Source organism: Nonomuraea sp. JJY05, from assembly GCF_043496855.1.
GTDB lineage: Bacteria > Actinomycetota > Actinomycetes > Streptosporangiales > Streptosporangiaceae > Nonomuraea.
Genome location: NZ_JBIEIS010000012.1, coordinates 7,773 through 22,086, shown reverse-complemented (window position 1 = coordinate 22,086; position 14,314 = coordinate 7,773). Strand labels below are relative to the sequence as shown.

Sequence of the window (14,314 nt, the reverse complement as noted above, 5' to 3'; positions counted from 1 at the left end):
ATCTGGGCAGGGGGTAGTCATGTGCACTCCGATGAACGAAGCCCTGCTCAGGCACTTCCGCGACCTGCGTGACGGCGACCACGGAGGGGCCGTCACGCGGGAGGACAAGGAACACGTTTTCGCCACGGCGGCCGAGCTGCTCGACCCGGTGGCACGCAGAGCCCTCGACGAGCTCAACGCCGACCTGCTGCTCGGCACCGGCGAGGTGGTGGCCAGCGGGGTCACCCGCTCGCGCGAGGGCGGGCTCAACGCGATGTGGTCGCTGACGTGGCCGCAACAGCGCGCCACCCACAACCAGCCGATCGCGATCGTCGCCCATTACGGCTGCGACTTCCACCACCCGCACCTGCGGGGCAACACGGTGGGCGACTGGCCGCTGAACGTCTTCGACCCCGCGGACGCCGAGTCCCAGCTCGACACGCTACGCGCCATCGCCGCCGGCGACGCCCACAACCTCGTCTTCCAGGAGAGCTACCACCTCATCCCAGCCATAACCACCCAACCCGCCTAACACCCACACCGAAGAACCCTCAAAACGGGCACACCAACGGACGGGCGAACCAACGGACGGACGCGACCGCCGAACGGGCGGCATCACGCGCCCTACGACACCCACCTCGCGGGCACCCGGTACGGCGAGCAGCCGCACGGAGGAGCCGGGCGCAACGCGGGCGCCGGGACGGGCGCGGCGGGACAGGCGGCGGGACGGGCGCGGCGAAACGCGGACGGCGGGACCAGCGCGCAATGGCGCCGGGCACACGCGAACGGCGGGCCGGGCGCCCAGTGCAATCCGGCGCACGGGGACGGCGGAACGGGTGGAGGCCGCGGAGACGGTCAAAGGATCGCCGTAACGGTGCCCCGCCACGTGCGGGTCACGGGCGTCTCCCTGGAGGCCCTCAGCCACGGGCGGCGGTTGGCGGCCCCCCGTGCGCCGCCGTAAAAGATGATGATGCTTCTTATGCCTCGGTGAAGCCGCGCGCGCGCCCGCCGGCCGATTCGCGCACCGCGGCCGCCACGGCCCCCGCCACGTCGGGGTGGAAGACGCTGGGGATGATGTAGTTGGGCCCCAGCTCCTCCGGCGTGACCACGGCGGCGAGCGCGCCGGCGGCGGCCAGCAGCATCTCCTGCGTCACCCCGTTGGCCTGCGCGTCCAGCAGCCCGCGGAAGACGCCCGGGAAGGCCAGCACGTTGTTGATCTGGTTGGGGTAGTCGGAGCGCCCCGTGGCCACCACGGCCGCGTGCTCGCGCGCGTCGTCCGGCGACACCTCGGGCTCCGGGTTGGCCAGCGCGAACACCACCGCGTCCTTGGCCATCGTCGCGATGTCGTCACCCGTCAGGATGCCCGGCGCCGAGACGCCCACGAAGACGTCGGCGTCCTTGACCGCCCCCCGCAGGTCGCCCGAGTATCCATCGGCGTTGGTGTGGTCGGCGATCCACTGCAGCGACTCGTCGAGGTCGTCGCGCCCGCGGTGGACGGCGCCCAGGTAGTCGCAGACGACCACGTTGCGCGCCCCGGCGGCCAGCAGCAGGCGCAGCACCGCGTTGCCGGCCGCTCCCGCGCCCGCCATGGTGATCTTGACGGACGCGATGTCCTTGTCGACGACCCGCAGCGCGTTGGTGAGCGCCGCGAGCACGCAGATCGCCGTGCCGTGCTGGTCGTCGTGGAAGACGGGGATGTCGAGCAGCTCGCGCAGCCGCCGCTCCACCTCGAAGCAGCGCGGCGCGCCGATGTCCTCCAGGTTGATCCCGCCGAACCCGGGCGCGATCACCTGCACCGTGCGGACGATCTCGTCGACGTCCTGCGTGTCGAGGCAGATCGGCCAGGCGTCGATGCCCGCGAAGCGTTTGAACAGCGCCGCCTTGCCCTCCATGACCGGCAGCGCGGCCTCGGGGCCGATGTTGCCCAGGCCCAGCACCGCCGAGCCGTCGGTGACGACGGCCACGGTGTTGCGCTTGATGGTCAGGCGCCGGGCGTCCTCCTTGTTGCGCGCGATGGCCATCGACACGCGCGCCACACCCGGGGTGTAGGCCATGGACAGCTCGTCGCGGTTGCGCAGCGGCACCTTGGACTTCATCTCGATCTTGCCGCCGAGATGCATGAGGAACGTGCGGTCGGACACCTTGTGGATGACGACGCCCTCGACCGCCTCGAGCTGGTCGACGATGGCCTGGGCGTGGTCGGTGTCCCTGGCCGCGCAGGTCACGTCGATGCGGAGCTTCTCATGGCCCGCGTTGGTGACGTCGAGGGCTGTTACGACGCCCCCGGCCGACTCTACGGCGTGGGTGAGCTGGCTGACGGCCTTGCCGCCGGCCGGCACCTCGAGACGCACGGTGATGGAGTACGACACACTCGGGACGGTCGCCACGTCAATCGCTCCTTCGGGACTGACCAAGAATTCCCCCATGATAGGGGGCGCCAGGTCAATCCAGTGCCTCGGCAGCTGTGACGATGACCTCGACGCAGGTGGGAACGGGGATTGTGGTGCTGTCGACGACCAGATGATATTGACAGGAGTCCGTCGGATCCGCCCGATAGAAGTGCCGTACGTAGGCCATCCTCGCGCGGTCGTTGTCCTCGATGATCCGGCGCGCCTCGCGCTCGTTCATCCCCGCCAGCGTGGCCGTCTGCCGGATCCTGCGCTGGAGCGGGGCGTCGAGCCTGACGTGCAGCGCGCCCGGATGGTCGGCCAGCACCACGGCCCCCGCCCGGCCGAGGAACACCCCGCCCTGGTCGCGGGCCATGTCCTTGAGCATGCGTTCGGTACGGCGGACGAACTCCTCCGGCGCGTGCGGCATCGCGCCGGGCACGTACATGTCGACGCCGCCGAACGTGACGGTGGGTAGCCGCATCGCCCCCGAGAGCAGCCGCCCGAGGCCGTGTTCGGCCCGGTCGTCGTGGGCGAGCGCCTCCTCCAGCGTGCAGCCCAGCTCCTGGGCGACCGCGCTGGGGATGGCGCGGTCGACGAAGGGCACGCCGAGGCGCTCCGCGACGGCCGGGCCGATCTGGCTACCGGCCGTGCCGTATGTCGCGGATATGGTGACAACCCGCATAGAACCAGGTTAGAACAGTGCGCTCGCCAAAGCTCTACGGGCTTTCGCCAAAGATGGGTCGTCGGCCGGCAACGCGTCGAACAAGCCGAGCAGGTGGCGCCTGGCCTTGTCGCGCTCGTCGCCCGAGGTGCGCTTGACGACGGCGATGACGCGGCTGAACGCCTCGTCGACCGAGCCGGACAGCATCTCCAGGTCAGCGGCGAGCAGCTGCGCCTCGATGTCGGCCGGGTCCTGCAGGCGCCGCTGGACGTCGGCGGGGTCGGCGCTCTCGGTGCGCTTGATGAGGCTGACGCCGGCCAGGCCCATCTTGGCGTCCTCGTTGCCCGGCGCGCGGGCCAGCAGCCGCTCGTACGCCGCCGCGGCCGCGTCGAGGTCACCGCTGTCGATGGCCTGCTCGGCGGCCACCAGGTCGGGGTCGGCGGGCGGCCCCGCGGGCGCCTCCTCCTCGCCGGCCGCCGCCGGGGGCCGGGCGTCGGGGTTGGCCTGGTAGAACTGCTCGACCGCGCCCATCAGCTCGTCGAGCCAGCGGCGCACCTCCTGCTCGGGCAGCACCTGCTGGAAACCGGTGACGGCCTGCCCCTGGAAGATGGCCAGCACGGTCGGCACGGCCTGCACGCGCAGCGCCTGGGCGATCTGCGGGCTGGTGTCGACATTGACCTTGGCCAGCACGGCCCGGCCGCCGAGATCGCCGACGACCTTCTCCAGCACCGGGCTGAGCTGGGCGCTGCCCGGCGCCCGCGGCGACCACAGGTCGAGGACCACGGGCATGGTCATCGAGCGGTCGATGACCTCGGTCGTGAACGTCTCCTCGGTCACGTCCACGATCGAGGCCGACGCGGCCGCCTGGGGACCCGCCGCCTCCCGCCGGGCCTGCGCCTCGAGGGCCTGCTTGCGCGCGCCCAGGTCAATCGCTCCGTAGAGCGACCCGGGCCTAGAGAAGTCCGCCATGCTCTTCATCTTGCCGCATCACCGGGGCGGCGCAGTCACCCGCCGCCCTCTTGGAAGTCGCCCGCCGCCACCCGGAGGGTGCGCAACTGGGTGAACATCCGGTCGAGTTCGTCCTCGGCGTACATGGTCAGGCCGAACTCGGCGCCCATCAGGTCGCGGGTGGCCCGCTCCACGACGTCCCGGCCGGTCTTGGTGATCTCGGCGAGCACGCCGCGCCCGTCCCGCGGATTGGGCAGCCGGCAGACGAAACCGGACTTCTCCAGCCTGTCCACCGTGTTCGTGACGCTGGTGGGGTGGACCATGAGCCGTTCGCCGATCTTCGACAGCGGGAGCGCGCCGGTCTTGCTGAACGTCAGCAGGACCAGCGCCTCGTACCGGGCGAAGGTCAGGTCGTACGGCTTCAGGAGCGAGTCGAGCTGCGACAGCAGGATCTGGTGGGCTCTCATGATCGAGGTCACGGCGGCCATGGCGGCGGAGGGCCCGAAGTGGGCACGCCAGCTCTCCGCGGCCCGGTCGATGGGGTCGAACGGCAGGTTGAGCGGCTTGGGGTGCGACACAGCGCATACGCTAGCGCGCCCCTCGTCCCGGTTCGTCTGGTGACCTGGAGCGACAGGCTTCCCCGCTTGACCAAGAATCCGGACGTCAATCATCACGCTCAGTTATGGTTCTCGTACGTATGGTGACGCAGAAGCCAAGTCCATCGGCCTGTGGGGACAGGCCGGACTCATTCGCTTCGGCCTTGCCGAGGGGCACGGGGGGTGCTTGATGAAGGTCAACGGGGAAAAGGGTGCGTGAGCACGCGGGCGTTTCACGAGAGGAGCTGAAGCAGAGCGCGGCCGTCACGGTGGCCGTGCTCCTGGCGCTCGGGCTGCTGGCGGCGTGGAACGTCCTGATACCTGGCGTGGACGCGTGGGAGAACATCGTGGCCGCGGTCATCGGCTCGTTGCGGATGACCGGGCCGGTGGCCGCCGCGTTCGCGGCATGGGTGGCGCTGCGCAAGCGCAGGGCGTTGCGCGGGCGCTCGCTCACGACGTGGCGGGCGCTCAAGGCGCCGCTGGCGATCGTGGTGGTGGTGCTGGGTTCGTTCGGTGCGACGGTGCTGGTGTTGGCGGTCAAGACGGTGCTCACCGACCAGTCGGGGCGGCTGAGCCTCTCCGGCCTGGGCATGGGCATGGCGGGGCTGGCCCTCTATTCGGTGATCGGCTGGGTGGCCGGCTGGGTGGTGCCTAAGGTGTTCACGCCGCCGCTGGCCGGGCTGGCCTGCTATGGAGTGTTCTCGTGGCTGGCCGACGACCGGGGCTGGGCGGACAAGCTGGCACCCGGCACCGGGGAGCCGTACGACCTGTTCCAGGGGTTGAGCGGGGCGCCGTTCTTCGACCAGACGATCTGGCTGCTCGGCATCACGGCGGCGCTGCTGCTCGGCTGGGCGGCGCTGGTGACCAGGCAGGCGCTGGTGCTGGCGTGCGCGCTGCTGTCCGTGCTGGCGGCCGGGATGGGCGTGTCGCGGGTGCTGGCCCAGCCGAAGCCGGCCGCGGCCGTGGACATCGCCTACAGCTGCCAGGACTGGCCGATCACGGTGTGCGTGCACCCGGGGATGCGGGCGGGGCTGACCGAGCTGGGGGCGGCGTTCACGCAGATCGCCTCCCGGCTGGCGGGCACGCCCGCCGCGTTCACCCGGGTGGAGCAACGGCCGCTGGGGGAGGAGCTGAAGCCGTCGAACGGCCTCGCGCCCATCCACGTGCCCGACCTGTCGGCGGGGTTCGCGGAGGAGGCGGCGTACGAGTACATCGAGTCCCTGGCCGCCCGCTGCCCGGGCACGGTGGCGGACGGTTACCGGGAGATCGTCATGGCGTGGCTGCGCGGGGAGCCCCTGCCCGGCGGGCCGCTGCCCGAGCACCAGTACGCGGCGTCGTGGTTCTCGTGGCTGAGCGAGCACCAACGCAGGGAGTGGCTGCGGATGTTCTACAGCGACTTCCGCAACTGCGGGCTGTCGAGCATGTACTTCGGCGGCGGGGGCACGGCGCGGGTGCAGGTGGCGCCGTCGGCCCGCCCGACCCCGGAGTCGAGCCACGTCTACCCGGTTTATCCGGAGGGCGAAGGCACTCCGAACTCGGCCCCCAGCATGTCCATGGCCGGTCTCAGCTAGGCGGGCGTCGGCGTGGGATCGGAAGATGTCACCAAACGGCTGGCAATGATGATCGCCCGGAGGGTAGTCATGCACGCATGACGACTTCCCGTACGACGCCGCTCGAGGTGACATCCGCGCGGCGCCGCAGGTGGCGATACGTGGCGGGTTTCCTGGTCCTGGCGGTCCTGCTCGTGGTGGGCGGCCGCCTGGCCTGGACCTGGCTCAACCCGCTCGGCGAGCAGGCCATCGACCGCAGCCAGCCGGTGCTCCTGCAGTCCATCAAGGACCTGAGCCGCTTCGAGGCCGCCACGGGGAACTTCCAGGTGGTCGTGGACCTCGAGAAGGACGCCAACTTCCTGCCCGACGCGATCAAGGGCACCCGCACGCTGTTCGTCGGAGCGGGCGGGGTGGACGCGTACGTGGACTTCTCCGGCCTGGCCGGGGACGCCGTGACGGTCTCGGAGGACCGCACCCAGGCGACCGTGCGCCTGCCCCGCGCCCAGCTGGAGAAGCCCAACCTGGACAACAGCCGCTCGTACGTGTTCGCGCAGCAGCGCGGGCTGTTCGACCGGGTGCAGGACTTCCTGTCCGGGTCGCCCGGGGACCAGCGGGAGCTCTACCTGCTGGCGGAGAAGAAGATCACGGAGGCGGCGGTGGCGAGCGACCTGCGCGCCAGGGCGGACGCCAACACCAAGGCCATGATGACCGGCCTGCTGAAGTCGCTCGGCTTCACGAAGGTCACGGTGAAGTACACGGACGAGCCCTAAGGGCGGCTCACGGCCGCCTTAGTCGCCTCGTGCGCCTGCCTAAGTACCTCCCTATCTGCCCTTACGCCCGGAGATAAGGCATCCGCCCGATGTGTCCGGGAGGGCCTTAGGAGGAGTCTTAAGAGTGCAGGGAAGAAACACGAGCCACAAGGGGCCTCCATGAACGCCGAACTCGAGTACACCGTGATGCAGCACCACGCCTCCGAGCTCCGCCGCGCCGCGGCCGAGCAGCGGCGGGTGCGCGAGGCGCAGAAGAGCCTGCGGTCGGAGCGCCGCAGCCGCTCGGTCTTCGCCAAGTTCCTCGCCTCATGACCGTCCACAAGCAGCCCGGCCGCAACCTCCCTCGCGGCCGGGCTGAACAGCCCCCGTAGGGGGCGACGTCAGGGATCCGAATCCTGGTGGATCCCTGAATCGCGGAGCCCCGGTCCATTCCTGGTCGGACCGGGGCATCGCGCTGTCCGGGGCCGAGGCGGATGGCGGTCGGTGCCGGCCGGCCACCGCCCCGCCGCGGGCTCGAGCGCGAGGTCGCCCGGGATCGGCGTGAGCCGGTCCTCGCGGGCGCACGTTTATCGCATCGCATGAGAAAGGCCCCGGGGCGGCTCTCCCCGGGGCCTGCGCGACTCTTTACTGCTTGGGGACCGAGATGATCAGGGCGTCACCCTGGCCGCCGCCGCCGCAGAGCCCGGCGGCGCCCAGGCCGCCGCCCCGGCGCTTCAGCTCGTACGCCAGCGTCAGCACGATCCGCGCGCCCGAGGCCCCGATCGGGTGGCCCAGGGCGATGCCGCCCCCGTTGACGTTGACCTTGTCCAGCGGCACGTCCAGCTCCTTGGCGGACTGCAGGACCACGCTGGCGAAGGCTTCGTTGATCTCCACCAGGTCCAGGTCGGCGGCCGTCGCGCCCTGCTTCGACAGCGCGTGCTTGATGGCGTTGGCCGGCTGGGACTGCAGGGACGCGTCCGGGCCCGCGACGTTGCCGTGCCTGCCGATCTCCGCCAGCCACTCCAGGCCCAGCTCCTCGGCTTTCGACTTCGACATGACCACGACGGCGCAGGCCCCGTCCGAGATCTGCGAGGCCGAGCCGGCCGTGATCGTCCCGGCGGCGGCGAAGGCCGGGCGGAGCTTGGCCAGGGTCTCCGGGGTGGTGTCACCGCGTACGCCCTCGTCCTCCTTGACGATCAGCGGCTCGCCGCGGCGCTGCGGGATCTCCACCGGGACGATCTCCTCGTCGAAGAGGCCGTTCTTGATGGCGGCGGCGGCCAGCTGGTGGGAGCGGGCCGACAGCGCGTCCTGCTCCTCGCGCCCGATGCCGAGCCGGGCGTTGTAGTGCTCGGTCGACTCGCCCATCGCGCGCTGGTCGAACGCGCAGAACAGGCCGTCGTGGGCCATCGAGTCGACGACCTGCGAACCGCCGTACTTGACGCCCTTGCGCAGGCCGGGCAGGAGGTGGGGGGCGTTGGTCATGGACTCCATGCCGCCGGCCACCACGATGTCGAACTCGCCCGCGCGGATGAGCTGGTCGGCCAGCGCGATGGCGTCCAGGCCCGACAGGCAGACCTTGTTGATGGTGATGGAGGGGACGGTCATGGGGATGCCGGCCTTGACGGCGGCCTGGCGGGAGGGGATCTGGCCCGCGCCCGCCTGCAGGACCTGGCCCATGATCACGTACTCGACGGCCTCCGGCGCGACCCTGGCACGCTCCAGCGCGGCCTTGATGGCGATGCCCCCGAGATCCACGGCAGGCAACCCCGACAGGGATCCCAGGAGCTTGCCGATGGGCGTGCGAGCTCCGGCCACGATGACGGAACTGGACATGACAGGGGCCTCCTACGCTCACGTCGGGTTCTTTGACACCATACCCACGAGTAGGCGGACGCTCGCTATGGAGGTGGGCCACATATGTTCATGCGGATCGACCACATCGGAATCGCGTGCAAGGACATCGAAGAGAAGATCGCGTTCTTCTCGGAGACGTTCGAGCTGACCGTGGTCGCCAGGGAGGTCAACGAGGAGCAGGGCGTGAAGGAGGCCATGCTGCGCATCTCCGACGGCGAAGGTGGGGGCTCCTACATTCAGCTTCTGGAACCTCTCTCTGAGGACTCCCCTGTGGGAAAATTCCTCGCCAAGCGGGGCGAGGGTGTCCACCATGTGGCATTCGGGGTGCCCGATGTCGCGCAGGCGATGGCTAAGATCAACGAGAAGGGTGTGAGACTCCTGGACGAGCGTCCCAGGCACGGGTCGATGGGCTCCGAGATCGCGTTCCTGCACCCCAAGGACGTGGGAGGAATGCTGACGGAGTTGGTGCAGGCGGCCAGGCCCTAACACCGGACCTGACAAATGTTAAAAAACGTTCATATGTAACTAGTCACGCAGAAAGTTGGACGGGGCTTCGCAGGTGGCACCAGCGGAGTACGCTTGACCTTCCACCGGACATGGAGCCTGCCCTTAGGCACAGGCTCCTGGATCGGATGCCCCGAACCCCCCGTCCGGCCCGTGTAGCCGTCTCGACAACCCAGGATTGAGCCTCCATGCAGTCCGACATCGACGCCCAGCTCAACAATTTCTTCGAGGACGCCCCCGCACGCGAGTTCGACGTGGTGCTCCGCGGTTACGACCGGCATCAGGTCCACGATCATCTGAAGCAGCTAGACGGAGAGCTTCGGCAGTCCCGCGAGCAGGTGGCGAGCCTGCAGCGCGATCTGTCCGACTCCCAGCGCCAGCTGCAGGAGCAGGAGCGCCCCACCTACTCCGGCCTCGGTGCCCGTATCGAGCAGCTGCTCCGCCTGGCCGAGGAGCAGGCCACCGAGCTCGTCCAGGCCGCCAGGTCCGAGGCCAACGAGATCAAGGCCGCGGCCAAGGTCGAGGCCGCCGACCTGCGGGCCGCCGCCGAGGCCGAGGCCGCCGAGAAGCGCGCCGTGGCCACGCGGGAGAGCGACGAGATGCGCTCCGCCGCCGACCGCGACGCCGAGGAGACCCGCTCGACCGCCCGCCGCGAGGCCGACGAGCTGACCAACACCACCGAGCGCGAGGTCGCCAAGCTGCGGGCCACCGCCGACCACGAGGTGGCGGAGAAGCGGGCCGACGCCGAGCGGGAGATCGCCAAGCTCCGCACCACCGCCGAGCGCGAGGTCGCCCAGCTGCGGGCCTCGACCAAGCGCGAGCGCGACGAGGTGCTGACCACCGCCAAGCGGCAGGCCGACGAGATGCGCGCGCAGGCTCAGCGGGTGCTGGAGGAGTCGGAGGCCAAGCGGGCGCAGGACGAGGCGGAGTTCGAGATCCAGCTCGCCTCCCGCCGCGAGGAGGCCGAGCGCCAGGAGGCCGAGCGCCACGCCACCGCCCAGGCCAACACCCAGCGCATGGTCGCCGAGGCCGAGCAGCGCGCGGCCACGGCCGAGTCGCGGGCCACGAAGGCCACCCAGCAGGCCGAGCAGACCCGCCGCGAGGCGGACCTGCACGCCAAGCAGCTCGTCGCCAACGCCCGCAAGAGCTCCGAGACGATCGTGGCCGAGGCCAAGGCGAGCGCCGACACGATCGTCACCGAGGCGAAGAACGAGGCCGAGCGCACCCGCACGACGATGCAGCGCCAGGTCGACGAGCTCACCCGCCAGCGTGACAGCATCACCAGCCACCTGGCCCAGCTGCGCCAGCTGCTCGGCGGCGCGGCCCTGCCCGGCATGGAGCCGGAGCCCGCGGTCACGGCGGCCCCGGCCAAGCCCGCGCTCGCCGCTCCCGCGGCCGAGGCCCCGGCCACGACGCCCGCGGCGAAGGTCGAGACCAAGTCCGAGGACGACGCCGAATGGTGGCAGGAGTAACCACCGGCCCACAGGTCGGGACTGCACACGGGGGCTGAAGAGCAGGCTGGAGAGAGCCTGGCGATCCGATGGTCGCTAGGCTCTCTCTTTGCTATTTGCCGACAATCTCGGGAGTGTCGCCTTGTCCGCGGATGTCGAACCCACCGCCCCGGAGCCCAAGCAGTCCGCAGAATCCACCGCCTCGGAGCCCGAGCAGTCCGCAGAATCCACCGCCCCGGAGCCCGAGCAGTCCGCAGAATCCACGGCCGCGGGAAGGGCCGGCCGGGCCCAGGAGGGCGACGGCGGGCCGCAGCCGTACGGGCTGCCCGGGAAGCCGCTCGCCCGCGGCCCCTTCCTGTTCGGGCTGGTCGGCGGCCTGGGGGTGCTGACGGCGATCGCGATCGCCCAGATGGTCGTCGCGTCGCTGAGCACGATCATCCTGGTCGTCGTGGCGATGTTCCTGGCCGTCGGCCTCAACCCGGCCGTCGAGGCCCTCCAGCGCCGGGGCCTCGCCCGGCGCGGGGCGATCTCGATCGTGTTCGCCGGGGTCATCGTGGCGTTCGCGCTGTTCGGCCTGGCCGTGGTGCCGCCGGTGAGCCAGCAGCTGTCGGAGTTCGTGGCGGCGGTGCCCACGTACGTCACCGAGCTCGGCAAGAATCCCACGCTGCACCAGCTCGACTCCGAGTACCAGATCCTGGCGCAGCTCAAGACGTTCGTGACGAGCACGCTGGGGCCGTCACTTGCCAGCGGCATCATGGGCGCGGGGCTGGTGGTGCTGAACGGCGTCTACACCACGGTGACGCTGCTGGTGCTCATGCTCTACTTCCTCGGCTCGTTGCAGACGATCAAGGACTACCTGCTCAAGCTCGTACCGGCCACCCGCAGGACCCGGACGAGGGCGATCAGCGAGCAGATCCTCTCCGGCATCGGCGGGTACGTGGCGGGCAACGTGCTCATCTCGGTCATCGCGGGCTTCCTGACCTGGATCTTCCTGTCGGTCGCAGGGGTGCAGTACGCGCTCGCGCTCGCCTTGGTCGTGGCCCTGACCGACCTGATCCCGCTGGTGGGCGCCACGATCGGCGCGGTGCTCGTGACCGGCGTCGCGCTGCTGCAGTCGGTGCCGGCAGGGATCGCCTGCGCGGTCTTCTTCGTGGTCTATCAGCAGGTCGAGAACTACTTCATCTATCCGAGGGTGATGAAGCGCTCGGTGGACGTGGCGCCGGCGGTGACGGTGATCGCGGCGCTGTTCGGCGGGGCGCTGCTGGGGATCGTCGGAGCGCTGCTGGCCATTCCGGTGGCGGCGGCCATCGCGTTGATCGTCCGGGAGGTGGTCCTGCCGCGCCAGGACCAAGCCTGAGGGCCTCCCGGGGACAGCCCGCCCTCGGTGGCCGCCGCGTCCCCGTCGGCCGTCTCACTTCGGCTGAGCTCCTCGGGGGCTAGAGGGAAAGCTGATGTCCTTCGGGGGAAGGGGCCGCGTGGACTCCCCGCCGATGCCCTCGTCACCCGCCGCACTCCGGCTGAGGTCCTTCGGGAGGGAGAGGGGAAGCTGAGGTCCCTGGGATCGGGGACGGGCGCGCTCCCCGGGCCGAGGAAGGCCGCGACCTCCGGGCCGGGTGGTGGGGCGGTCAGTCAGGGACGCGGTCAGTCAGGGACGCGGTCAGTCAGGGACGCGGTCAGTCAGGGACGCGGTCAGTCAGGGACGCGGTCAGTCAGGGACGCGGTCAGTCAGGGACGCGGTCAGTCAGGGACGCGGTCGGTCAGGGACGGTCGGTCAGGGGCGCGGGCGGGCGGGGACGCGGTCGGGCAGTGGCGGGGGCTGGTCAGGGGCGGGGGGTGACGAGGTCGGTGCGGAGGAACTCGGTGACCGCCGTGTTGAACGCCTCCGGCTGCTCCACTGCGCTCAGATGGCCGGCCTTCGGGATGATCTCCAGGCGCCCGTCCGGCACGGCCCGCGCCATCGCCTCCGCGTCGGCGGGGGGCGAGAGCTCGTCCTCCTCCCCCACCACGACCAGCAGCGGCACCTTCAGCGCGCTCAGCGTGTCGAACGAGTCGGGCCGCGCGGCCATGGCCCGTTGGGCCCAGGCGACCGCGCCCGGCGGCGCGGACTGCACGAGCCCCTTGACGCGCCCGAACACCATGGCCCGCCGCTCCTTGGTGGTCGGTCCGATGAGCGCCGGGAGCACCTCGCTGACCAGCACCTCGCTGCCCTCGGAGAGCACGGCCTGCGCGATGCGCTCCCTGTTCTCCCTCGCCGGGGGCGGGTCGGCGCCGGCCTTGGTGTCGGCCAGGATCACGCCGAGCACCCGGTCGGGGTGCCGGCGGCAGAACGCCATGGTCACGTAGCCGCCCATCGACAGCCCGCCGACCACCGCCCGCTCGATGCCCTCGTCGTCGAGCATGCCGGCGACGTCGTCGGCCATCAGGTCGAGCGACGGCTCGTCGTCGCCCAGCCGCGACCCGCCGAAGCCGCGCAGATCGGGCGTGATGACCCTGCAGGCCTTGGCCAGCCCCTCGCGCTGGGCCAGCCACATGGCCGACGAGAGCGGGAACGCGTGAAGCAGCACAACCGGGAGCCCGGTTCCGGCCGATCTCGTGTAGAGCTGCACGGACCACACGGTAGCCCGGTTCACGGCCGCAAGCACTCAATGTCGTATGCCTATATCTGCCGAAAACCGAGACCGCTTCGCTAAAGCTCCCTATAAAGGCGGCATTTCGCCAATGTCAGCTATAAAACTGGCACTGGCCGGTGAATAATCGCGTACCCAATTAGATGGCGGTCGCGCCGCCGTCCACGAACAGCACCTGGCCCGTCATGTACGCGGAAGCCGAGCTGGCCAGGAACACGGCCGGCTGGGCCATCTCCGCCACCGTCCCCCAGCGCCGCATGGGCACGGTGGCGACCGTGGCGGCGCCGGAGGTCTCGTCCTCCCAGAGGTTCCGGTTGAGGTCGGTGGCCGTCCAGCCGGGGCACAGCGCGTTGACCCGCACCCCCGCCCCCGCCCACTCCACGGCCAGCGTCTTGGTCAGCGCCACCAGCCCGGCCTTGGCGGCGGCGTACGGGGCGAGGAAGGGCGCGCCGAGCGCCGCCACCGACGCCACGTTGATGACCGTGCCGCCACCCCGTTCCAGCAGGTGGGGCGCGACCGTGTGGCAGACGGTCATCGCCGAGTCGAGGTTGAGCCGCATCAGCTTGTCCCACCCCGACAGCCGCAGGTCCTTGAACTCCACGAGGAAGTTGGACCCGCCCGCGTTGTTGACCACGATGTCGAGGTGCCCGAGCCCGTCGATGGCCGCCGCGACGGCCCCCGCGGCGGCGTCGCGGTCGGTGAGGTCGGCCGGGATGACGACCGCGCGCCTGCCCAGCGCCTCGACCTCCTTGGCCACCTCGGCCAGGCTCTCGGCCGACCGGGACACGAGCGCCACGTCGGCCCCCGCCTGCGCGTAGGCGAGCGCGATGCCCCGCCCGATCCCCTTCGACGCACCCGTGACCAGAGCGTTCTTTCCGGTGAGAGCAAACGCGTCCACAAAGCCTCCTCGCTCGAAACCGAACAAGATTCTACTGATTGGGCGACGGCTGCGCGAGGGCGGGCCGCCCGCAAACGCGGCCGGGGGGGGGGGGGGGAGGGGAGAGA

At 70.7% G+C, this 14,314-nt stretch carries 14 protein-coding genes; 7 read left to right on the top strand and 7 right to left on the bottom strand.

Translation table 11 applies throughout. The features are described from left to right. Nucleotides 1–31: 31 nt before the first annotated feature. Nucleotides 32–511 (top strand): hypothetical protein, encoded by a 480-nt coding sequence (locus tag ACFKCF_RS20175; RefSeq protein WP_394495621.1) that lies wholly within the window; start codon nt 32–34, stop codon nt 509–511. A 445-nt stretch (nt 512–956) separates the two neighbouring features. Here the strand turns inward: ACFKCF_RS20175 and ACFKCF_RS20170 are convergent, their stop codons facing one another. Genes ACFKCF_RS20170 through ACFKCF_RS20155 form a run of 4 tightly spaced genes read right to left on the bottom strand, consistent with a single transcriptional unit; the run spans nt 957 to nt 4,556 of the window. Continuing rightward, on the bottom strand, nt 957–2,366 hold the full coding sequence (locus ACFKCF_RS20170) for an NAD-dependent malic enzyme (protein ID WP_394495620.1): 1,410 nt from the start codon (nt 2,364–2,366) through the stop codon (nt 957–959). A 55-nt stretch (nt 2,367–2,421) separates the two neighbouring features. Next, on the bottom strand, nt 2,422–3,051 hold the full coding sequence (locus ACFKCF_RS20165; protein WP_394495619.1) for an AAA family ATPase: 630 nt from the start codon (nt 3,049–3,051) through the stop codon (nt 2,422–2,424). 9 nt (nt 3,052–3,060) lie between these two features. Continuing rightward, nucleotides 3,061–3,999 carry a tetratricopeptide repeat protein gene (locus tag ACFKCF_RS20160; protein ID WP_394495617.1) on the bottom strand — a complete coding sequence of 313 codons (939 nt, stop codon included), beginning with the start codon at nt 3,997–3,999 and terminating at the stop codon, nt 3,061–3,063. A gap of 35 nt (nt 4,000–4,034) precedes the next feature. Then, on the bottom strand, nt 4,035–4,556 hold the full coding sequence (locus ACFKCF_RS20155; protein ID WP_394495616.1) for a MarR family winged helix-turn-helix transcriptional regulator: 522 nt from the start codon (nt 4,554–4,556) through the stop codon (nt 4,035–4,037). Nucleotides 4,557–4,786: 230 nt separating this feature from the next. Between ACFKCF_RS20155 and ACFKCF_RS20150 the strand changes: the two genes are divergently transcribed. The 3 genes from ACFKCF_RS20150 to ACFKCF_RS20140 all read left to right on the top strand — a co-directional run bounded on the left by ACFKCF_RS20150 (nt 4,787) and on the right by ACFKCF_RS20140 (nt 7,206). Beyond that, nucleotides 4,787–6,145, top strand: a complete 1,359-nt coding sequence (locus tag ACFKCF_RS20150) for a hypothetical protein (RefSeq protein ID WP_394495614.1) — start codon at nt 4,787–4,789, stop codon at nt 6,143–6,145. Between the two features lie 77 nt (nt 6,146–6,222). Further along, nucleotides 6,223–6,894, top strand: a complete 672-nt coding sequence (locus tag ACFKCF_RS20145; RefSeq protein ID WP_394495612.1) for a DUF4230 domain-containing protein — start codon at nt 6,223–6,225, stop codon at nt 6,892–6,894. A 159-nt stretch (nt 6,895–7,053) separates the two neighbouring features. Next, nucleotides 7,054–7,206 (top strand): hypothetical protein, encoded by a 153-nt coding sequence (locus tag ACFKCF_RS20140; protein ID WP_394495610.1) that lies wholly within the window; start codon nt 7,054–7,056, stop codon nt 7,204–7,206. Between the two features lie 312 nt (nt 7,207–7,518). Here ACFKCF_RS20140 and ACFKCF_RS20135 read toward each other — a convergent pair whose 3' ends face one another. After that, nucleotides 7,519–8,706, bottom strand: coding sequence for an acetyl-CoA C-acetyltransferase (locus tag ACFKCF_RS20135; RefSeq protein ID WP_394495608.1), 1,188 nt, complete (start codon nt 8,704–8,706; stop codon nt 7,519–7,521). A gap of 84 nt (nt 8,707–8,790) precedes the next feature. Here ACFKCF_RS20135 and mce point away from each other — a divergent pair, with 84 nt between their 5' ends. From mce to ACFKCF_RS20120, 3 genes are all read left to right on the top strand, one after another. Continuing rightward, complete coding sequence (mce, locus tag ACFKCF_RS20130) at nt 8,791–9,213, top strand: methylmalonyl-CoA epimerase (protein ID WP_357754794.1); 423 nt, start codon at nt 8,791–8,793, stop codon at nt 9,211–9,213. 206 nt (nt 9,214–9,419) lie between these two features. Then, nucleotides 9,420–10,703, top strand: a complete 1,284-nt coding sequence (locus ACFKCF_RS20125; protein ID WP_394495606.1) for a DivIVA domain-containing protein — start codon at nt 9,420–9,422, stop codon at nt 10,701–10,703. 121 nt (nt 10,704–10,824) lie between these two features. Further along, nucleotides 10,825–12,039, top strand: a complete 1,215-nt coding sequence (locus ACFKCF_RS20120) for an AI-2E family transporter (protein ID WP_394495604.1) — start codon at nt 10,825–10,827, stop codon at nt 12,037–12,039. 463 nt (nt 12,040–12,502) lie between these two features. On the opposite strand, the gene ACFKCF_RS20115 is transcribed toward ACFKCF_RS20120, so the two are convergent. Together ACFKCF_RS20115 and ACFKCF_RS20110 are read right to left on the bottom strand one after the other, a co-directional pair. Further along, nucleotides 12,503–13,288: an alpha/beta fold hydrolase gene (locus tag ACFKCF_RS20115; protein ID WP_394495602.1), complete on the bottom strand. Its 786-nt coding sequence runs from the start codon at nt 13,286–13,288 to the stop codon at nt 12,503–12,505. Nucleotides 13,289–13,448: 160 nt separating this feature from the next. Continuing rightward, complete coding sequence (locus ACFKCF_RS20110; RefSeq protein ID WP_394495600.1) at nt 13,449–14,207, bottom strand: SDR family NAD(P)-dependent oxidoreductase; 759 nt, start codon at nt 14,205–14,207, stop codon at nt 13,449–13,451. Nucleotides 14,208–14,314: the final 107 nt, after the last annotated feature.

Coding starts and splice junctions, on each gene's coding strand:
- ACFKCF_RS20140 (WP_394495610.1), top strand. CDS start 7,054: ATGAACGCCGAACTCGAGTACACCGTGATGCAGCACCACGCCTCCGAG.
- ACFKCF_RS20135 (WP_394495608.1), bottom strand. CDS start 8,706: ATGTCCAGTTCCGTCATCGTGGCCGGAGCTCGCACGCCCATCGGCAAG.
- ACFKCF_RS20160 (WP_394495617.1), bottom strand. CDS start 3,999: ATGGCGGACTTCTCTAGGCCCGGGTCGCTCTACGGAGCGATTGACCTG.
- ACFKCF_RS20145 (WP_394495612.1), top strand. CDS start 6,223: ATGACGACTTCCCGTACGACGCCGCTCGAGGTGACATCCGCGCGGCGC.
- mce (WP_357754794.1), top strand. CDS start 8,791: ATGTTCATGCGGATCGACCACATCGGAATCGCGTGCAAGGACATCGAA.
- ACFKCF_RS20125 (WP_394495606.1), top strand. CDS start 9,420: ATGCAGTCCGACATCGACGCCCAGCTCAACAATTTCTTCGAGGACGCC.
- ACFKCF_RS20165 (WP_394495619.1), bottom strand. CDS start 3,051: ATGCGGGTTGTCACCATATCCGCGACATACGGCACGGCCGGTAGCCAG.
- ACFKCF_RS20175 (WP_394495621.1), top strand. CDS start 32: ATGAACGAAGCCCTGCTCAGGCACTTCCGCGACCTGCGTGACGGCGAC.